Source organism: Paraburkholderia sp. AV2 (assembly GCF_054968425.1).
This window is the reverse complement of record NZ_JBANLK010000019.1, coordinates 15,394-34,926: the sequence shown is the minus strand read 5'-3', so window position 1 is coordinate 34,926 and position 19,533 is coordinate 15,394. Positions and strand designations below refer to the sequence as shown.

The 19,533-nt window shown below is 65.4% G+C and carries 16 protein-coding genes; 7 read left to right on the top strand and 9 right to left on the bottom strand.

Annotation, left to right across the window (positions count from 1 at the left end):
* Window positions 1–66 precede the first annotated feature (66 nt).
* The gene (locus tag V8683_RS15280; RefSeq protein ID WP_411193214.1) at window positions 67–1,236 is read right to left on the bottom strand and encodes an HPP family protein; all 1,170 of its coding nucleotides are present in this window, start codon (window positions 1,234–1,236) and stop codon (window positions 67–69) included.
* Window positions 1,237–1,490: 254 nt separating this feature from the next.
* Between V8683_RS15280 and V8683_RS15275 the strand changes: the two genes are divergently transcribed.
* Both V8683_RS15275 and V8683_RS15270 read left to right on the top strand, forming a co-directional pair.
* Window positions 1,491–2,399 (top strand): DNA-binding protein, encoded by a 909-nt coding sequence (locus V8683_RS15275; RefSeq protein ID WP_411193213.1) that lies wholly within the window; start codon window positions 1,491–1,493, stop codon window positions 2,397–2,399.
* Between the two features lie 149 nt (window positions 2,400–2,548).
* Entirely contained in the window at window positions 2,549–3,241 is a 693-nt protein-coding gene (locus V8683_RS15270; RefSeq protein ID WP_411193212.1) for a pyridoxamine 5'-phosphate oxidase family protein, read from the top strand.
* A gap of 23 nt (window positions 3,242–3,264) precedes the next feature.
* Here V8683_RS15270 and V8683_RS15265 read toward each other — a convergent pair whose 3' ends face one another.
* Window positions 3,265–5,733 carry a DUF3772 domain-containing protein gene (locus V8683_RS15265; protein ID WP_411193211.1) on the bottom strand — a complete coding sequence of 823 codons (2,469 nt, stop codon included), beginning with the start codon at window positions 5,731–5,733 and terminating at the stop codon, window positions 3,265–3,267.
* Between the two features lie 232 nt (window positions 5,734–5,965).
* Here V8683_RS15265 and V8683_RS15260 point away from each other — a divergent pair, with 232 nt between their 5' ends.
* The 4 genes from V8683_RS15260 (at window position 5,966) to V8683_RS15245 (ending at window position 9,803) form a co-directional block, all read left to right on the top strand.
* Window positions 5,966–7,255 (top strand): NAD(P)/FAD-dependent oxidoreductase, encoded by a 1,290-nt coding sequence (locus tag V8683_RS15260; RefSeq protein WP_411193210.1) that lies wholly within the window; start codon window positions 5,966–5,968, stop codon window positions 7,253–7,255.
* Window positions 7,256–7,267: 12 nt separating this feature from the next.
* Window positions 7,268–7,825, top strand: coding sequence for a helix-turn-helix domain-containing protein (locus V8683_RS15255; protein WP_411193209.1), 558 nt, complete (start codon window positions 7,268–7,270; stop codon window positions 7,823–7,825).
* Between the two features lie 119 nt (window positions 7,826–7,944).
* Window positions 7,945–9,291, top strand: a complete 1,347-nt coding sequence (locus V8683_RS15250) for a glutamine synthetase family protein (RefSeq protein WP_411193208.1) — start codon at window positions 7,945–7,947, stop codon at window positions 9,289–9,291.
* A gap of 236 nt (window positions 9,292–9,527) precedes the next feature.
* On the top strand, window positions 9,528–9,803 hold the full coding sequence (locus V8683_RS15245; RefSeq protein WP_027794724.1) for an HU family DNA-binding protein: 276 nt from the start codon (window positions 9,528–9,530) through the stop codon (window positions 9,801–9,803).
* 197 nt (window positions 9,804–10,000) lie between these two features.
* Here the strand turns inward: V8683_RS15245 and V8683_RS15240 are convergent, their stop codons facing one another.
* The 4 genes from V8683_RS15240 to V8683_RS15225 form a co-directional block, all read right to left on the bottom strand.
* Entirely contained in the window at window positions 10,001–11,533 is a 1,533-nt protein-coding gene (locus tag V8683_RS15240; RefSeq protein WP_411193207.1) for a sensor domain-containing diguanylate cyclase, read from the bottom strand.
* A gap of 171 nt (window positions 11,534–11,704) precedes the next feature.
* The gene (locus tag V8683_RS15235; RefSeq protein ID WP_411193206.1) at window positions 11,705–13,228 is read right to left on the bottom strand and encodes an MDR family MFS transporter; all 1,524 of its coding nucleotides are present in this window, start codon (window positions 13,226–13,228) and stop codon (window positions 11,705–11,707) included.
* Window positions 13,225–13,674, bottom strand: coding sequence for a MarR family winged helix-turn-helix transcriptional regulator (locus V8683_RS15230; protein ID WP_411193205.1), 450 nt, complete (start codon window positions 13,672–13,674; stop codon window positions 13,225–13,227). The genes V8683_RS15235 and V8683_RS15230 overlap by 4 nt, the downstream gene beginning before the upstream one ends.
* Window positions 13,675–13,868: 194 nt before the next feature.
* Complete coding sequence (locus V8683_RS15225; RefSeq protein ID WP_411193204.1) at window positions 13,869–14,702, bottom strand: MetQ/NlpA family lipoprotein; 834 nt, start codon at window positions 14,700–14,702, stop codon at window positions 13,869–13,871.
* A gap of 275 nt (window positions 14,703–14,977) precedes the next feature.
* Here V8683_RS15225 and V8683_RS15220 point away from each other — a divergent pair, with 275 nt between their 5' ends.
* On the top strand, window positions 14,978–16,327 hold the full coding sequence (locus V8683_RS15220) for an LLM class flavin-dependent oxidoreductase (protein WP_411193203.1): 1,350 nt from the start codon (window positions 14,978–14,980) through the stop codon (window positions 16,325–16,327).
* A 32-nt stretch (window positions 16,328–16,359) separates the two neighbouring features.
* On the opposite strand, the gene iolG is transcribed toward V8683_RS15220, so the two are convergent.
* The 3 genes from iolG to V8683_RS15205 form a co-directional block, all read right to left on the bottom strand.
* Window positions 16,360–17,367 (bottom strand): inositol 2-dehydrogenase, encoded by a 1,008-nt coding sequence (iolG, locus tag V8683_RS15215; RefSeq protein ID WP_411193202.1) that lies wholly within the window; start codon window positions 17,365–17,367, stop codon window positions 16,360–16,362.
* 127 nt (window positions 17,368–17,494) lie between these two features.
* Complete coding sequence (locus V8683_RS15210) at window positions 17,495–18,268, bottom strand: TIM barrel protein (RefSeq protein WP_411193201.1); 774 nt, start codon at window positions 18,266–18,268, stop codon at window positions 17,495–17,497.
* Window positions 18,269–18,329: 61 nt separating this feature from the next.
* Window positions 18,330–19,349 (bottom strand): sugar ABC transporter substrate-binding protein, encoded by a 1,020-nt coding sequence (locus V8683_RS15205; protein WP_411193200.1) that lies wholly within the window; start codon window positions 19,347–19,349, stop codon window positions 18,330–18,332.
* Between the last annotated feature and the right edge of the window lie 184 nt (window positions 19,350–19,533).

Below are 19,533 nucleotides of genomic sequence, written 5' to 3'. Positions count from 1 at the left end.
AAAGCGCAAAATATGCCGCGGGGTGATATAAATCGGCGAGCATGCCACGTGGTGGGCGTACGCTCTTCAGGCCGCGAGACTCTCCTGTGCCAGCGTCTGTCTATACAGCCCCGCGATGAGGTCTGCCTGCGTGATGATGCCTGCGAGCTGACGGTGTCTGTCGACGATCGGAATGTGGTGGTGTCCCATGTCCGCGAACATCGTGACCAACTGCACGATGGGCGTATCGGTGTGGACAGTCCGTACGTGGAGGGTCATCAGCCTCGACACGGGAATGTCGGTCTGATCGCCGGGCGCGAACCATTTGTTCACGAGGCGCTCCACCCGGTTGCCGACCCTGGCCGGACGATAGTTGTCCGCGAGGTCGGTGCGCGTAACGATGCCGATTACCTGTCTGCCTGCGTCGATTACCGGCAACGCCTTGATGCCATGCCGCGTGAGCAGTTCCCACGCGGCGTTGGCCGTCGTGTCCGGGGTGATGCTGATCACGTCGCGCGACATGACATCCGCCGCACTCAATTCGCTGAACGTGCGCGCATAGGCGCGGATCTGCGCCTCGCGCAGCACGGCTTCGAGGTCCTCGGGGGCAATGTCCAGCATTTCGTTGCGTTGCTTCAGGACCGCTTCCAGATCGGCGCGCGAGAAGCCCGCTTGTGCCGCTTGTGTTGCTTGAGCGGGCCGGCCGGCCGCGGCCTTTGCGTTGGGCTCGGTGCGGGCGGCGGCGTGCGGATACCGGTGTCCGGTGATTGCATGGTAGGCGAGGGCCGAGCCAAGCAGTACGAACGATTGTGCCGCGATCGGCTCGAGTACGAAGCCGTAGCCGAGCGAGTGGATCGCCGGGCCCCCAAGCACGGCGGTGAGCGCCACGGCGCCGGAAGGCGGGTGCACGCAGCGCAGCGTGAACATTGCGGCAATCGCGACACCGGCTGCAATGGCCGCAGCAAGGACCGGATCGTCGATCAGGAGTCCACAGGTTACGCCGACCGTCGCGGAAACGAGGTTGCCGCCGATGATCGACCACGGTTGGGCGAGCGGGCTGGCCGGCACTCCGAATAGCAACACGGCGGAGGCGCCCATCGGCGCGACGAGGAGCGGCACGGCAATGCCGTCTTTAAGCGTGAAGTGCATGAGCGCGCCGGTGAGCGCGAGGCCGAGGAGCGCGCCGAATCCGGCGCGGAGCCGCTCCGGCCACTTGACCGTCACGGGAACCGGCGCGAAACGGGACAGCCAGCCCATGAGCCGGGAATGCGTTGGATTCAATTTGTACGATGGAAACAGGTGGCGGAGCAGTGCCCAAAGATAGGCGAAAGCGACGCTCTGGGGAAAGAACATCGAGTGATATTTATATGTCATTGTGACATATTGCCGCCCGGTCGACCAGTTCCCGCGCGGTATGGGCAGCCGAAACAAAAGCGGTGGAATAACGATAGCGTTGGAAATATAACGGTTTACGTTGTATTATTGATCATCGCTATCCTCGCAAGCCCGCCATGCCCGATATCCTCCCGGACGAAGCCCGTCTCGCCGCCGAAATCGACCGGCTGAAAGCGGAATTTCCCAAGACCCGCGAGCTTTACCGCGAGGTTTGCGCGCTCATGTTCTTCCGTTTCGGCATCACGCCCACGGCCAACCGGCTCTATCAACTGGTGCGCCGGGGCAGCATGGGCACGCCTACGGCCGTGCTGGGCGAGTTCTGGAGCGAGTTGCGCGAAAAGAGCCGCGTGCGTATCGAGCATGCGGATATGCCCGAAGAGCTTCAAGATGCGGCGGGCGAATTCGTCGGGGCTCTCTGGAACCGGGCGAGCGCGGCGGCCGAGGCCTCGCTGGCCGCGTTGCGCGACGAAGTGGAGGAGGCGCGCCGCGCGGCGCAGGCGGCGATGACCGCATTGCAGGCCGATCTCGCCCGCACGGAGACGGCACTGGAGCAGCGCACCGCGGCCTTGCTCGCGGCGCAGGTGCGGATCCACGAACTTGAGCAGGCCCAGGCCGCCAACCAGACCTCTGCCGGGGCGCTCGAAGCCGAGGTCGCGCGGCTGCAGGCAGCGGAAAAGCGTGCCGCGCTGGAAAACGATCGCGAGCGCGCGTCCCATACGCGTTTGCAACGCGAGGCGGAGGCAGCGGCCCGCCGTGCGGCGCGTGCAGAGGAGGGGGCTCGCACCGAAATCCAGTCGTTGCAGACGCAACTGGGCGATCTGCGTCATCAGTCGGGCATGCTCGAGGGACACCTCGAAGCGCTGCGAGCGACTCATGCGGCGCAGGGGCGGGAACTCGACACGCTGCGCCAGAAGCTTGGCGGCGCGGAGCCGACGGCTCCGCGCGCAACGCGCCGGGTGGGGCGTCCCGCGGCGGAAGCCGCCAAGCCGCTGCGTCCGCATCGCAAGGGGAGCGCGCAATCATGATGAGCGGCCGATTGTTCTGAAGCGCGCAGGTGTCGTGCGGGCATTGCACATTCGTGGCTCCATGAACTGCTGTTGTCATGGACCTACCGTTGGGACCACGATTTCCTTATCGTAACGGGCTTTCCAGTGCCCCATCGAGGATGCCGACCATGACCGCCGCCGACACCAGCCAGCCGCCTTCGTCCCGTACGCGTGTGCGCCGCGAGGCACACCGCGCGGATTACGACAAGGCGACGCTGCACGCGATTCTCGACGAAGCATGGCTCTGCCATGTCGCCTTCGCCGACGACCACGGCGTGCATTGCATTCCCACGGCGTGCTGGCGCGAGGGCGACTATCTCTACATCCATGGCTCGAACGGCAGCCGCATGCTCAAGGTAGCGGATGCTGGCGCGCAGGTCTGCGTGACGGTGACGCATCTCGATGGGCTCGTGCTCGCGCGCTCGGCGTTCAATCATTCGATGAACTACCGTTCTGCCGCGATCTACGGCGTATTCGAAGCGGTTCCGCTCGATCACAAGGCCGCGGCGCTCGATGCGTTCATGGAGCGTCTGGCGCCGGGCCGTGGAAACGAGGCGCGCCGGGGCAGCGAAAAGGAACTGGCCGCGACGACCGTGCTGCGGATTTCGCTCGCGGAGGCGGCATCGAAGAGACGCACGGGCGGCCCGAACGACGACGAAGCGGATCTCGCGCGTGCCGTCTGGGCGGGCGTGCTGCCGATGGCGCTGCGGCCGCTGCCGCCCGAGGTGGAGCCCGCCGCGCGCGGCGCGGCAACACCCGGTTACGTGGACGATTGGGCGCGCCGCGCAGCCGGTGCCCCGGCGGCGGGCACCGCGGACTGAGCCGCGCGCCCGCTTCGGTCGACCTAGGCCTCTTCCGGCGGCACGTTCTGCACCATCAGCATGCGCGGATTCGACAATGGAATCTGTGCCGCGCGCAGCCGCTTCAGGATATCGAACAGCAGGTCGCTCTTCGTCGAGGCCGCGATGCGCGGGCTCGACACATAACCTGTCACGCTGAGCGTGATGCCGTCCGGCGTGAGCTGGCTGAACGTTACCGACGGCGCGGGCTTTTCCAGAATCGCCGGATGTTCGAGATAGGCTTCGAGCAGCAGGTCCCGCACCTGTTCCGGATCCGTGTTCAGCGGGAACGTCAGTGCGAGCGTCGCGACGCCTTGCGTGCTGTCGCCCATCGTCACGTTGCGCACGTTTTGCGAGATCAGTTGCGAGTTGGGCACGATCATCGTCGACCGGTCGCTGAGCTGGATTTCCGTCGCGCGCACGTTGATGCGGCGGATGTCGCCTTCCACGCCGCCGATGCTGATCATGTCGCCCACCTTCACCGGGCGCTCGGTCAGCAGGATCAGCCCCGAGACGAAGTTCTTCACGACTTCCTGCAGGCCGAAACCGATACCCACGGATAGCGCGCTGACGATCCACGCGAGACTGTCCCATTTCACCCCGAGCAGTGACAGCGTCAGCAGCACGAGCAGCACGTAGCCCACATTCGTGAACAACGTGATGAGCGATACGCGCATGCCGGGATCCATGCCGAGCGTCGGCATGAACTTGTGCTCCAGCCAGCGCCGCACCGAACGCAGCACGTAAAAGCCGACCACGAACCCGATCACCGCGTTCGTGATGTGGTCCGGCATGATGTTGAGGCTCTGCAGCCGCTGGCCGCCCAGCGTGGCCATGAAGCTGTTGATGAGGTCGCCGGGCGTGGTGCCGAAGCCGCCCGTGAGCAGCGCGACGACCGCGAGCAGGATCAGGAGGCTCGTGCCGAGCCCCGACAGCACGGTTTGCGCCTGGTCGAGGTGCCGGTCTTCGAGCCCGAACAGATTCTTGATCTGTTTGCCGGTGGTCAGATTCGCGGCGAACAGGCTTTCAAAGAGGTCGCGAATCAGTTGCGTCAGCACATAAAGGCTGCACAACACGATCTCGAACCAGACGAGTTCGTAGGTGATGAAGCGGGCGACCGTGATGTAGCCGATGGCCAGCGCGATCAGCGACGCGAAGATCGCAAGCGACACGCCGGCGTGGATCAGCCCCGCGAGCGTGGAGTGCGATTCCGGCGCCTTGCCGGCCGCGGCCAGTGCGCTGCGCACGCGGTTCGCGCGCAACAGCGCCGCACCGACCGTCAGCACGATGACGAGCGAGACGACGCCGCGGCCAAAGAGGGTGAGCGACAGGCTCGTGTCGATGATCCGGTTGATCGATTCGATCGTGCCGGACGCGAGCAGCAGTGCGGCCAGTGCGCTCGGGAATGGCCGCAACGCGCGCGCGACGGGATCGGCCAGCGCAGGCAGCCGCCAGGTGGGATGATGCCGGCTGATGAGCGCCCGGCCGAGGCCCGCGATCAGCGCGCAGGTCAAGGTCAGCTTGCCGAGCTGGGTCCACAGGTCGTCGAGCGCCGGCGTGAGTTCGAAGTGGCGGGCCAGCGCGAGGTAGAGGACCTGCATGGCCAGGCCGGTTGCCAGCAGCGAAGCAACCGTGGTCGCAAGAGCCAGCGCGCTGCGGCGCAGATGGGTTGCGGGCAGGCGATGCAGGCAAATCCAGGCGAGCGCGCGTTCGATCAGCCGCCTGCCTCCAATCCAGACCGCGAGCGCGGCGCACAGCAGCAGCACGGTCCCGGCACGCCGTCCGGGCTGCCACACCGACGCCAGCATGTCGCCCAGTTGCGCGTTGAACGCGGTGAGCCGCTGAACATCGTCGGGCGGCTGCCGGAACAGCGGCAGCCAGAATTCCGCACTGAAAATGCCGCCCGTGCGCAGCGCGAGCTGATTCTTCAGCAGGCCGCGGTGCAGCTTCTGGAACTGGTCGGTCAGGTTCGCGAGATTGGTTTTCTGATCGACAGCCTGCTGCAAAGCCGCGTCGATCTGCGCCTTGCGCGCGCTCAAGGCTGCCCGCTGGCGCGCCACGCCCGAAGTGCTGGGCGAGGCGCCCGGCTCGGGCGCGGGGCCGAGCACGTCGAGCTGGGCCTGGAGTTGCGTGCTCTGAAGCGCGAGCTGGCTGCGCAATTTCTCGACGTCGGCGCTCAGGTCCTGGGTCGCATCGGCGAGCGCGTCGAGTTCCTTGCTATTGGTGGCCTCCGACGTTTGCTGCTTGATGCGGTCCTGCTCGGCCTGCATTTGTTTGAGCTGGGCGAGCGCGTCGCCAGGCGCTATGTCGGGAGGCGGGGCGCCGACGCCGCTCGCGCTAACGGCGGATACAGCGGTCGGGAAAGCCGATGCCGGGGCGAGCGCCGCAAGCTGCAGCAGCGCGATGAAGGCGATCCGGAGCGCGAGGCCAGGAAGTCGTGGTCTCGAGGTCGGACGCTCGTGAAATGTCGGCATGGTGGGTGTTGGCGGGTCGTTTTCTGGCTTGGGCCATGGGTCCGGTTGAATGTTACCGGCAAGCGCGGCCCATGATTCTCCTGGATGTCCGAAACAGGCGGGCGGTTCGCGGCTCATTCCCGGCTCCTGATGCGCGGGTGCCGCGGCGCGCAAACCAAAGAGATTTGCCTTCGTGAAATTATCGTGGTATTTTTTCATGAAATTCATCGTGTAAATTTTCACGGACGTTGCCATGTTCGTCGAGTCGAGCCAACACATAGACAGTTATTACGCGCGCGCCTGGCCGGGCGTGCTGCCTGTGCGCGATCCGCTGGAGGGCGATGGCAGCGTGGATGTCGTGATTGTCGGCGGCGGCTTCAGCGGGTTGCATTCGGCGCTGCGTCTTGCGCTGGCGGGCAAGCGGGTGGCACTGCTCGAAGCGAGCCGCGTGGCCTGGGCCGCTTCGGGGCGCAATGGCGGGCAGGCGCTGCTCGGCTGGTCGTGCGACATGGGGCCGCTCGAACGCTCGCTGGGCGTGGAGCGCACGCGGCAGCTCTGGGACAGCATGTGCTGGGCCGCAGCCGAAGTGCGCGAATTGCCCGCGCGGCACGGCTTCGATGTCGATTACCGGCCCGGCAGCCTGTGGGCGGCCGTGCGGCAGAGCCGCGTCGGCATGCTGCAGGAGGCGCGCGACGAGGCCATTCACAAGTGGGGCTATGACAAGCTGCGGTTCATTCCCGAAGCGGAAATGTCCGAATGGATCGGGAGTCCTCGCTATCGCGCGGCGCTCTACGATCCGGAGGCGGGGCATCTGAATCCGCTGAAACTGGCGCTCGGTCTGGCGGACGCCGTCGAGCGCGCGGGCGGCCGGATCTTCGAGCAAAGCCGCGTGCTCGCGTGGCAGGAGACCGGCTCGGGTTTCGTGGTCAGCACGAGCCGCGGAAAAATACGGGGCGATACGCTCGTGCTCGCGTGTAATGCCTACATCGACCAGCTCGACAGCAAGCTGGCAAGGCGCGTGCTGCCCGTCGGCACCTGGCAGGTCGCGACGCGTCCGCTCGATCCTTCGCTCGCGAAGCTGCTGTTGCCGCGCAACAGTTGCGTGATCGACAACCAGTTCGTTCCCGACTACTTCCGGTTGAGCCCCGATCACCGGCTGCTGTTCGGCGGCGCGTGCACGTATCTCGGCGGCATTCCGAAGGACATTGCAGCCGCGATCCGCCCGAGTCTCGAGCGCGCCTTTCCCAAGCTGCGCGGCATTGCGTTCGACTATGCGTGGGGCGGGCATATCGACATCAGCATCCGGCGCACGCCGGACGTGGGTCGCGAACGCCAACGCTACTGGCTGCAGGGCTTTTCCGGCCATGGCGTGCTGCCGACGCTGGCGGCCGCGCGTGCGGTCACCGACTCGATCCTCGGCGACGACCGCTTGCTCGCGCTTTACCAGGGCATTCATAATCCGCCGTTTCCGGGCGGCGAGCGCTTCGCCGCACCGCTGGAGGCGCTCGGCAAGCTGTGGTATCGCCTGCGCGACGTTGTGTGACGGGGCATCGAAATGGACAAGCAGGACGAAATAGAAGGCCTCGCGATCCTGATTCGCGATCTGCGCAAGCACAAGAAGGTGACGCTTGCCGAGCTCGCGAAACGCATCGGGCGATCGGTGGGGTTTCTTTCGCAGGTGGAGCGCGGGCTCTCGCGTCCCACGGTGACGGATCTGACCGCCATCGGCGAGGCGCTGCAGACGCCCACCACCTATTTCTACAGCGTGAGCAAGCCGCGCGCGTTGCCGTGGGTGACGCGCCCGGGCGAGCGGCGCGTCCTGTACTACGCGGGCGGCATCACCGACGTGCTGGTTTCGCCGGGCATGTCGTCGCGCTTTTCGATGCTGGAGAGCCTGCTGGAGCCGGGCGCGACGAGCGGCGACCGCCCGGTGGACGACAGCGACGAACAGGGTGGCTTCGTGCTGGAGGGCGAACTGACGATCCGGCTGGACGGCGAGGAAGAGCCGGTGACGCTGGGCGCCAACGACAGCTTCCAGTTGCCCGCGCGCTGCCGCTTCAGCTACGCCAATCTCGGCGACACGCCCACGAGGGTCCTCTGGGTATTCACGTGACGTGAGGACGGGGGCGCCGCAGCCGCAGCCGCGGCGCATGCATGCCGATTTCATTCATGCGATCAGTAGTCCATACATAAGAACCCACCGCTTTCTCTGGCGCAACCAAGGACTTTACCGTGACATCTCCCGCAGTCGATCTGGTCGGCGAAGTGCGTGCATTTCGCGAGGCTCATCCCGACGTGCGCTACGTCGATCTCCTGTGCCTGGATATTCCGGGTCACTTCTACGGCAAGCGCTACCCCATCGGGATGCTCGAAAAAGTCGCGGCCGGCTCGCTGCTGAAGCTGCCCCAGAACTGCGTGCTGCTGGGCACGCAGGGCGGTGTCTATCCGATCGGACAGTACTGCTTCCATGACGGCGATCCGGACGCGCCGCGCCGGCTCGTGCCCGGCACGCTCAAACCGGTGCGCTGGGAGAAGGCGCCGCTCGGCCAGATGCTGATTACGTCGGACGGCACGCCGGCGCCCATCGGCTTCGAACCGCGCGAGGTGCTCGCGCGCGTGCTGGAACGCTTCGCAAGGCGCGGCATGCATCCCGTGGTGGCCTTCGAGCTGGAGTTTTATTTGTTCGACGCGAAGCTGAAGAACGGTCTGCCGCAGCATGCGCGCGATCCGTTTAGCGGCGATGAGGATAACCAGGCGAACATGCATATCGAGCGCCTCTCGCGTTTCTCGGAGGTGCTGCACGATATGGTGGAGACCGCGCGCGAGCAGGGTGTGGACGCAACGGTCATTACTGCAGAGCTGGGGCCGGGCCAGTTCGAAATCAACTTCGGCCATTGCGACGATGGCCTGCGCGCGGCGGACTGGTCGGCGCTCTTCTGCCGCAGTACGCGCGGCGTGGCGATGAGCCAGGGTTACCGCGCGAGCTTCATGTCAAAGCCGTGGCTCGATGCGCCCGGCAGCGGCATGCACGTCCACGTGAGCCTCTACGACCGTGCCGGCAACAACGTGCTCGCGGCGAACGACAAGCGCGCATTGCGTCACGCGGTGGCCGGCTGTCTCGCGCTGCTGCCGCATTGCATGCCGGTTTTCGCGCCCAATCACAACGCTTTTCGCCGCTACGGGGCGATGGTGAACGCCGCCAGCCGCGCGAGCTGGGGCTTCGAAGACCGCGACGCGTGCATCCGCATTCCCGACTCGGACGACGTGAACCTGCGCATCGAACATCGCCTCGCGGGGGCTGACGCCAATCCGTATCTCGTGCTCGCGGCGATTCTCACCGGCATCGAGCACGGGCTCGACGCGGGCCGCGAACCGATCGCGCCGCTCAACGAGGACCGTTCGAGCGGCATCGATTTTCCGGGCGACATGCTGGCGGCCGTCACCGCGATGCGCGGCCATCCGGCCGTGCGCGAGGGCCTGGGCGAAGATTTCGTCATGGTGTACTGCGAAAACAAGCGCCAGGACCACCTGGACTTCATGAACGAGATCGGCAGCCGCGAATATCGCTGGTTCCTGTGAGCGCAACGATTCCGTGCATCTGCATAAATCGTTCCTGGCCAGTGACTTAGCGCTTCCGGGGCGCTTTGCCGACACAGTGACATCTTCTTGTGATATTCATCTGTCTTGCCCCGGGGACGGGGTGTAAGACACGTGCCGGACGGGCGAAAGACGCGTATCCATATGCAACGCGATTTGCCTGTTTCGCGCGCGTGAGGTAGGGTATGCAGGTTTTCTCAACTCAACACAGGTAGCAGATGAACAAACAGGAACTCATTGACGCGGTCGCCGCAAGCACGGGCGAGACCAAGGCAGCGACCGGCGCGACGATCGACGCGATCCTCGAGGTCGTTCAGCGCACGGTTACCTCGGGCGATTCCGTACAGCTCGTCGGCTTCGGCTCGTTCTCGACCGGCCAGCGTGCTGCCCGCGTGGGCCGCAACCCGGCCACGGGCGCGGAAATCCAGATCGCTGCGGCCAAGACGGTGAAGTTCACGGCTGGCAAGGCGTTCAAGGACGCAGTGAACGGCTGATTGCTGTCCGTCATGATGAGGCAGGCAAGGTTCGCGCCCGTTGGCGCGAGGCTTGAGCGTCTGCGGCCTCGCTAACGTCGCGACGGCTGAAGCTGGCGGTCGCCCCGTAGCGGGCCGCCGCTGGCGCGGCAAGCCGCGAGCGGCCCCGCGTTGCGCGCCGGCCCTCGCTGCTTTCGCCGGTTATCTCGGCATCCGAATCAATCGGGTGCTCGCGGGCTGCCCGCAGCATTTCCCGCAGGACTGCTATTTTCCCCATCGTCGTCACGAACCGGCTCGTTGCGCCGCCGCTTGGCGTCGTACATCGCCGCATCCGCCACGCGCAGCATGGCCTCGATGCTTTCGCCTTCATCACAGGTCGAGCAACCTAGCGAAAAGCTGAGCGCGGGGCCGCCGTAGAACTGGTTGTTCAGTTCGACAAGCTTTCCTATGCTTTCCGCCACGATTTCCGCGTCGCGCTCGTCGGCGCCCGGCATTAGCACGGCGAATTCGTCTCCGCCAATGCGTGCCGCCTGATACGGCTTCTGGATCGCCTTCGCCAGCACTTCGCCCGCGCGGCGCAGCAGGGCATCGCCGGCGGCGTGCCCGAGCTGGTCGTTGACGAGCTTCAGGTTGTCCATGTCGAGCACGATCGCGCTCACCGGGAACGGCCCCTTGCGCTGGAGGCGGTTCAGTTCGTCCACGTAGAACGAGCGGTTTTTCAGCTTCGTCAGAACGTCGTGCTTGCCGAGGAATTCGAGGTAGGCTTCCGCTTTCTTGCGCGCCGTGATGTCGGTGAGCGCGAGCAGCACCAGGTCCCACTGTTCCTCGTGCCCCGGAAAGACCGAGAATTGCAGATGCACGTGCAGTTCGCTGCCGTCCAGCGCGTAGTTGAGCACTTCGCGCTGGTGGAAAAGGCGCCCCTCCCAGAGGTCGAACAGTTGCTCGCGAAAGTGCGGACGCATCTCGTCGCGGAATACGTCGGGCAGCCGGGTGAGCAGCGTCGCTTTGTCGGGAGCCCGAAACATGCCGAGCGTGTAGTGGTTGATGTCCACCACCTGGATTTCGCTCATGCAGCGCTCGACGAATTCGGGGTGAACGTCGGTGAAGGTGCGGAAGTCGACAATGCCCTGCATTCGCACGTCTTCCAGCAACTGGCGGATCGCCGAGAAATTCTCGACCCAGAGCGAAACGGGCGCGTGTTCGAAGATGCCCTGCGCGTACAACTGGTTCGCCATCGCACGATGACGGGCTTCTTCGACCGCGGAGACGTCTTCGATGGCCACCAGCACGCGACTCCAGTCTTCCTCGTGACCCGGCAAGATCACGCCGCGCAGCAGGATGTCCATGCGGCGGCCGTCGAGCGCGTAGTTCACGCTCTGGCTCTCGAACGTCGGGTTCCCGGCCCACATCTGCTCGAGCTCGCCAACGTGCGCCTGGAACATGTCGTCGCGGAGCACGGAGCCCAGGTGCGCGGCGAGTTCGTCGTAATCGCGCGCGCCATACATGCGCAGCGTGTGCTGGTTGACCTTCAGCACTCGGATGCATGCCGAACATTCGGCCACGCGGCGCGGCTCCTCTTCGAGGTGGCGGCGGATGTCCGTGACGCCGGCCGCGCGCCAGCGATCGAACAGCGCGCGCAGTTGGCTATAGTCTTCGAGCCACAGCGAGGTGGGCGTGACGTCGAACAGCGCGAGCAGATCGACGCCCGTCGTGGCGAAGCTGGCGGCAGTGGCCTGGGTGCCTTGTTGCATGTCGGGTGGATGTAAGGGGAGGACGGCGGCGGTATGCGCCGCGGGCGAATATCCGCATCCTGGCATACCTTGCGCTTTCCGTGAGTATGGAAATAACGCCCGCGCGGCGCCGCCACGGCCGGCAATGCCGTTACGGCAGGAAAACCCGGAACGGATAACGGCTGGCCGCTCTCAGGACTTGAGCGGCTCGTCCGCGTGGTGGTGCGCGCGCAACGGCAACTCGGGCAGAAACAGGACGAGCACGAGCGCAATGGCGATGATGCACGCTCCCATGGCGAAAATGCCGGCAATGGCGTGGCGGTAGATGGCCGTCGCGACCTCGTGGCCGACGCTTGCCGCATGCGCCGAAACGTGCGCGAGTTGCGGCGCCGCCGAGTGCCGCAGCTTCGCCGCGAGGATCGCCCCGGCACCCGTGACGCCGATCAGGCCGCCGAGGGAGCGGAAGAAGGCGAGGGTGGCCGTGCCCACGCCGCGATGGCTGGCAGGCAAGGCATTTTGCACGGCAATCGTCATGTTGGGCATCACGAGTCCGAGCCCGAGCCCCACCGCGACGATGCACGGCTCGACCACGCCCAGCGGCTGGGCGCTGCCTATGCTCCAGGCGAGCACGCCGAAGGAGGCGACCGCGAGCGCGAGACCCGCAATCTGGGCGGGCTTGTAGCGTCCGCGGCGCAGCAGCACGCGTCCGTTGAAGACCGACGATACCACCACGCCCATCATCAGCGGCCCGGTGAGAAAACCCGAATGCGAGGGGCTGACGCCTTCCACGGTCTGGAAGTAGAGCGGGAAGAAGACGCTCGATCCCAGCAGGCCCATGAACGTGAATGCGAGGACAGTGCAGGCGATCACGAAGAGGCGGTCGGCAAAGAGCGCCGGCGGCAGGACGGGTTCGGGCGTGCGCCGCGTGTGCAGCGCGAAGACGAGACCGAGCGCCACGGCGAGGGAGGCGCAGAGGGCTACCTGGGCCGAGTCCCACGCCCACTCGGAGCCGCCGAGCGCGAGCACGAGCAGGAGGGCCGTCGTGGTCGAGGTGAGCAGGACGGCGCCCGCATAGTCGATGCGCCGCGTGCGTAGCGGCGGCGAGTGGCGCAGCGCGCGGCCGATCACGTAAAGCGCGACGGCGCCGATCGGCAGGTTCGCGTAGAAGATCCAGTGCCACGAAAGCAGGTCGGTGATGATGCCGCCCGCGAGCGGTCCCACGACGCTGCAGACGGCATAGACCGCGCTGATCGAGCCCTGGCGGCGGCCGCGTTTTGCGGGCGGCACGAGGTCGCCGACGATGGTTTGCGTGAGCGGCAGCAGGCCGCCCGCGCCCAGACCCTGCACCGCGCGAAAGGCGATGAGCTGCGGCAGGCTGCGGGACAGGCCGCTCAACGCGGAGCCGAACAAGAAAAGCAGGATGGCCGCGTAGAGCACGGGCTTGCGTCCGTACTGGTCGCTCAGCTTGCCATAGAGCGGCATGGTGGCCGTCGAGGCGAGCACATAGGCCGAGACGACCCACGACAAATGCGTGACGCCGCCGAACTCCGCGATGATGCGCGGCAACGCCGTGGCGACGATGCTCTGGTCGAGCGCGCCGAGACCCATCACGATCATCAAGCCGGTCAGCACGGAGCGGATTTCGCGCCGCTTGGGTGCGTCGCCGGCGGAGGGTGCGGCTGGCGCCGCCTGCGCGCGCCCGCTGTCCGCGTTCATGCCACGACCCGGCCGAGCGGTTCGACGGCCTCCCGGATGGCCCGGCGATCGGCCGGCGAAAGCGCGGCGAGCTGGCGCGCCAGCCAGTCCGTGCGGTTGCGCTTGATCGCCTTGATCGCGTCGCGTCCCTTCTTCGTGGCGACGAGGCCCACGCGCCTGCGGTCGTCGGGATCGTTCGCCTCGCGCTCGACTAGGCCTGCGCTCTCCATCGCCTTGGCATGCCCGCTGATGGTCGGCCCACGCACGTTCTCGAGCGCGGCGAGGTCGGTCACGCCGATGCCGGGATGCTTGACGATGGAGGCGAGCAGCAGCGCCTGGAGCGGCGAGACCTCGGGATGCTGGCTTTCGCGCCGCAGCTCGCGCAGCAGGCGATGCAGCACCGGGCGCAGTGCCTCGGCGATTTCAAGGGCGGAAGCGAGAGCGTCGGGTGGGGCGGGCTGATTCATGGGGCCGGCGGCGCGCAGCGGCGAATCTGGATTGATAGGCTACCTATGTTATTCGGCGTGCGCAGGAATGTCACCTGGGGTAAGCGTGCAGGGCGATCGGAGGGCCTTCGAAGGGGGATGAACGGGATTGCCGGGAGTGCGATCGCCGCGGATCGTTCCGGCCGTCCGCGGCGATTGACGGCGTCACGTCGTGGTTAGTGCTGCGGCGCGCCTTGCCAGGCCGGCAGCGTCGCGCCGTGGTAGACGGCGAGGATCTCGTGTGCCACGTTGGGCTGCTGATAGCTTTCCACGAGTGCTCTGACCCACGGAGCGTTTTCATCTTTCGCGTTGACCGCGATGAAATTGCGGTACGGATTGCCGCCCACGGCTTCCTGCGCAATGCGCTGGTCGGGAATGCGGATGCCGGACTTGATGGCCCAGTCGGTATTGATCACGGCGGCGTCGAGGTCGCGGATCGCGCGCCCGACGATGCCGGCGTCGAGCTCCTTGATCTTGATGTCCTTCGGATTTTTCTCGATGTCGCGAGCCGTGGGCAGGAGGCCCAGGTCGCCGCGCAGCGTGATGAGCCCCTGCGCCTGCAGCAGCAACAGCGCGCGGCCTTCGTTGCTGGGATCGTTGGGCACGCCGATGACGGCGCCTTGCGGCAGGTCGGCCACCGACTTCACTTTGACCGAATAGAGCCCGATCGGTTGAACGTAGGTGTAGCCCATGGGCACGATGGCATAGTTGTGGGCCTTGATCTGTGCATCCAGATACGGCTTGTGCTGGAATGAATTGGCGTCGAGGTCGCGTTCGGACAGCGCTTCGTTCGACTGCGTGTAGTCGTTGAACGTCGTCACCTTCACGGCCAGCCCGTGTTTCGCGGCATTGGCCGCCACGACGCGCCACACATCTTCGTCTTCGCCGGACATGATGCCCACGCGCACCGTCTGGTCTGCCGCGAGCGCCACGTGCGCGCCGCCAGCCCCCGCGGCGAGCACGCCCGATGCGACCAGGCTTGCGAGCCATTTTCTATTGTTGCGATTCATTCGATACGCCCTACGACGGGTTGAAGATCGGGAAATGCTAGCGAGTGGCCGCATCTCGCGACAACCAATTTTGTGCGCTTTATATATGCCCGCGGCGTTGATATGCACTGCGCTCGCGCGTAGAAGCACCGCGCGGCGCGGCGGAGAAAATGCTTGTTCCTGAAACTGATAAAGCGCCGGATCTGTGCATAGGCACATAACGAGTGGGGATTCTGCGCAGTTCGGAGAACCGGCGTATGGTAGGGCCTTCCATTTCGAACGGCCGGAACCGTACCATGACCCGCACCCGTCAGTTGCACCTTGGCGCGTTCATGCGCCCCGTTAGCCTGCATACCGGGGCGTGGCGCTATCCCGGTGCCTGGCCGGACGCGAATTTCAATTTCGCTCATCTCAAGCGCCTCGCGCAGACGCTGGAAGCGGCGCGTTTCGACGCGTTCTTCATGGCCGATCACCTCGCCGTGCTGAACATGCCCATTCAGGCGCTGCGCCGCAGCCACACCGCGACGTCGTTCGAACCCTTCACGCTGCTTTCCGCGCTCGCGGCCGTGACGGAGAAGATCGGCCTCGTCGCGACCGCGTCAACCACGTTCGACGCGCCGTATCACGTCGCGCGCCGCTTTGCGTCGCTCGATCATCTGAGCGGCGGACGCGCGGGCTGGAATCTCGTGACCACCTCGAACCCGGATGCCGCGCTGAATTTCGGTCTGGAAGATCATGTGGAGCACGACGAGCGCTACCGGCGCGCCCGCGAATTCTTCGACGTGGTGACGGGCCTGTGGGATAGCTGGGACGACGACGCCTTCGTCCGCGACGTCGAGAGCGGGGACTATTTCGATCCCGCGAAGCTTCACGTGCTCGCGCATCGCGGCGAGCATCTTTCGGTGCGCGGACCGCTGAATATCGCGCGGCCGCCGCAAGGCTGGCCCGTGGTGGTGCAGGCGGGTTCCTCGGAGGCCGGGCGGCAACTCGCGGCCGAAACGGCCGAGGCCGTGTTCACGGCGCAGCCTAGTCTCGCGGCGGGCAAGCGCTTTTATGCGGACGTCAAGGCACGTCTAGAACCGTTGGGCCGCGCGCGCGATCACCTCAAGATCCTGCCCGGCGTATTCGTCGTGCTGGGCGAGTCGGTCGAGGAAGCGCGCGAAAAACGCGCGCTATTGGATACGTTCGTGCACTACGACAGCGGCATCGCTTCGCTGTCGATCGCGCTGGGCCATGACGTCTCGGGCTTCGATCCCGACGGGCCGCTGCCCGACATTCCCGAGACCAATGCGAGTCGTTCGGCGCGGCAGCGCATCGTGGACTGGGCGCGCGAAGACGGTCTCACGATCCGTCAACTCGCACAGCGTGTAGGCGGCTATTCAGGACTGGAAATGGTGGGCACGGCGAAGTCGATCGCGGACGAAATGGAGCGGTGGCTCGTGGAGGAGGGCAGCGACGGCTTCAATGTCATGTTCCCGTTTCTGCCGCAGGGCCTCGACGATTTCACTTCGCGGGTCGTGCCGGAATTGCAGCGGCGCGGCATTTTTCGCCGCGAATACACCGGTTCCACCTTGCGCGAGCATCTTGGCTTGCCACGGCCGGAAAACCGGTTTTTCCGCAAGGAGGCGCCGCCACGCAGCGCGTGACGGCGGCTCGAGCCGTTTGGCTCTCCGGCCGATCAGGTTCCCAGCATGTCGGGCGTGATCGCCACCGTCCCGCCGGTTTGCGCCGAGCGCGTTGCCGCTTCTGCGCAGGCAAGGGCGGCAACGCCATCAGCGATACCCACGGGCACGCAGGTTCCGGTCTTGATGGCCTCGACGAAAGCGCTCCACTCCGCCTCGTAGGCGCGCATGTAACGCTCGAGGAAGAAGTAGACGGGCTTGGCCGAGCGCGCGCCTGTGCTCGTGATGCTTTCGACCGTGTTTTCGAGCACGTTCTTCGCAGCGAGCAGACCACCGGAGCCGAGCAGTTCGATGCGCTGATCGTAGCCGTAGCCGGCGCGCCGCGAGTTCTTGATGACGGCGATGCGGCCATCGTGCCAGGTCAGCGTCACGACGGCCGTATCGATGTCGCCGGCCCTGCCGATCTCGGGGTCGACGATCGAGGAGCCTGCCGCAGTGACCTTCGCGGGCGCGCCGCCCATGATCCAGCAAGCGATGTCGAAGTCGTGAATCGTCATGTCGCGGAACAGCCCGCCCGATACCTTGATATAGGAAACGGGGGGCGGGGCCGGGTCGAAGGAGGTGATGGACAGCAACTCGGCGCGGCCGATGTCTCCGGCGTCGGCGGCTGCCTTGAGGGCGGCGAAGTTCGGGTCGAAGCGGCGGTTGAAGCCGATCATGACCGGCTTGCCTGTTTCGTTGACCCTCGCCTGGCATTTCAGCGCGCGCTCCAGTGTCAGGTCCACCGGTTTTTCGCAGAGCACGGCTTTGCCGGCTTGCGTGGCGCGTTCTATCAGGTCGGCGTGGGTGTCGGTGGACGTGGCGATCAGCACGGCGTCGATGGTGGAGTCGGCGAGAATCTCGCTGACGGAGCGTACCTCGGCGCCATGCTGGGCGGCGAGCTTCGAGGCGGCATCCGCCGCGACGTCCGCGACGGCGGCGAGCTTGCAGTCCGGATTGGCACGGATCGATCGGGCGTGGACCTGGCCGATCCGGCCAGCACCTAGCAGGGCAATATTCAGCATTTGAGCTTTTTTCCGTTTCAGGTTGTTCGAAATCAGGGGCATGCCCGTGTTTCGATGAAATTGTTTCGTACTGCGATTCGTTGAGGATAAAAACCTCGAATACCCGCCTCGCGCTGCTTGCCGCGAGCTAGACGGCGAACGCATCCCGGAACTGCTGCAACGCCGCTTCGTCGTCGCCGCTCGCCCATGCTTCAAGGCCGATCGTGCCGCGGTAGCCAGCTTGCGCCAGGGCCCGGGCGATGGCCGGGTAATGGATCTCTCCGGTACCGGGCTGGCAGCGCCCCGGAACATCGGCAACCTGAATTTCCCCGATCCAGGGCAGCGCCCGGCGGACCAGCTCGATCAGATTGCCCTCGCCGATCTGTGCGTGGTACAGATCGAGATTGAGGCGCAGATGCGGACTGTCCACGGCCTTCACGAGTGCGAGCGTATCCGCGGCGCGCGCGAAGGGCACGCCGGGGTGATCCACTTCCGTGTTGAGATTTTCGAGGCAGAAGACCACGCTGGCGCGCCGTCCGAGTTCCGCCACTTGCGCCAGCGTATGCCGTGCTGCGAGCCACATCGCGCCCGTGACGACGGGCGTGGGTTGGACCGGCATGCCGTTGCCGTCGAGCCCCGTGCCGTGCAGATTCAGGCGCGGGCAATGGAGTCGTTTTGCGGCCTCGATGGATTGTTCGGCGGTTTGCAGAAGCGACCTGGCGCCGCTTTCGGTGATCAGGTCTCCTTCGATATACCCTGTCATCGAGGAAAACGAGGTGCCGCTGGCCGCGAGTTCGGCGATATCGTGCTTCGTCCAGTCCCAGATTTCCACGTGGAATCCGAGATCGGCGATTCGTTTGACGCGCTCGATGAACGGAAGCTGGCGAAAGACCATTTCCGCGCATACCGCAAGTTGAAACATGATGGATCCTCTATCGGGAAGGAACGTAAATTTCAGGAGTGCATGGTAGTGAAGACGGGTATCAGCGATACTGGCCCGCGTACTTTTCGACGAGCGCGACGTTGCTGCGCGTCACGAAGCCGGGCCCGGTGTCGATGCCGTTGGCCGAGAAGCGCGGCGCGAGACCGTAAGTGCGAACGCGTTGCTGAAACTGCGGATTGGCCTGCAGGGCCGCGATGGCCTTGCCGATATCGTGGGTATGGTTCTGTTTCATGATGGCGAGCAGCGCGACCGGAATGTAGCCCTGCAGGTAGGGCTGCTGATCGATCGCGAACTCCACGGTGCCCGCCTCGATGCCCTTGTCGATTTCCGGCGTGAGGTCGAACGTGGCGAAGTAAATCTTCGACGACAATCCGAGCTTGCTGACGGCCCGAAGAGCGGGGACGGCCGAGGTCGGGCCGAGTGCGAGCACGGCCTGGGTGTCGGGCCGCTTGTGCAGCGCTGCAAAGACCTTGTTCTGCACTTCGTTGGGATCGTTGCCGCTATCGAGCGTGGACGTCTTGAAGTCGGCGCCGATCGCTTCGGCGAAGCCGCGGCAGCGTTCGAACGACTCGGGATTGGTCACATTGTTGTTCACGCAGAGAAAGCTTTTGACGCCGGCGGCTTTCGCGCGTTCACCCGCTTCCTTGCCTGCTTCGTACTCCGGTTGGCCTACGTGAAGCAGGGCGCCGAGTTCCGCGTTTTGCTTTGCGGTCCCGGAGTTGAACGTGATCACCGGAATGCCCTTCGAAATAATGGTCTTGACCGGGCCGCTCACGACATCGTAGTCGGCGATCGTCGTCGCCACGCCGTCGTAGTTGCGGGCGGCGGCCTGCTCCAGCAGATGAACCATGTCGGCGAGATCGCCATTGGGCGGGTTGCGATAGTCGACCGTGACGCCGAAGTCCTTCGACGCATCGGCGATGCCGTTCTTGACGACGTTCCAGAACGGATCGGCGTCGGGCGCATGCGAGATCACGGCGAATCTCGCGCCCTCCGCCGTGGCGCTTAGGCTGAACACCGCCATGGCCAGTGCCGCGATCAGGCGTGCTGCTCTCTTCATGCTCGTCTCCTGGTTGATCTTGTCGACGCCCCGTCGTGCGGGTGGCGTATGGCTGCATCCTATGACGCGGTGACCGGCACGCCCGCGGGAGAAATGTCCATTCTGGTTATTTCTCGTCGTATCATAGGCTTACCTTACTTATGGCAACACGGCGTCAGCGCTTTTCGGCGTCGTTTCTCCCCGG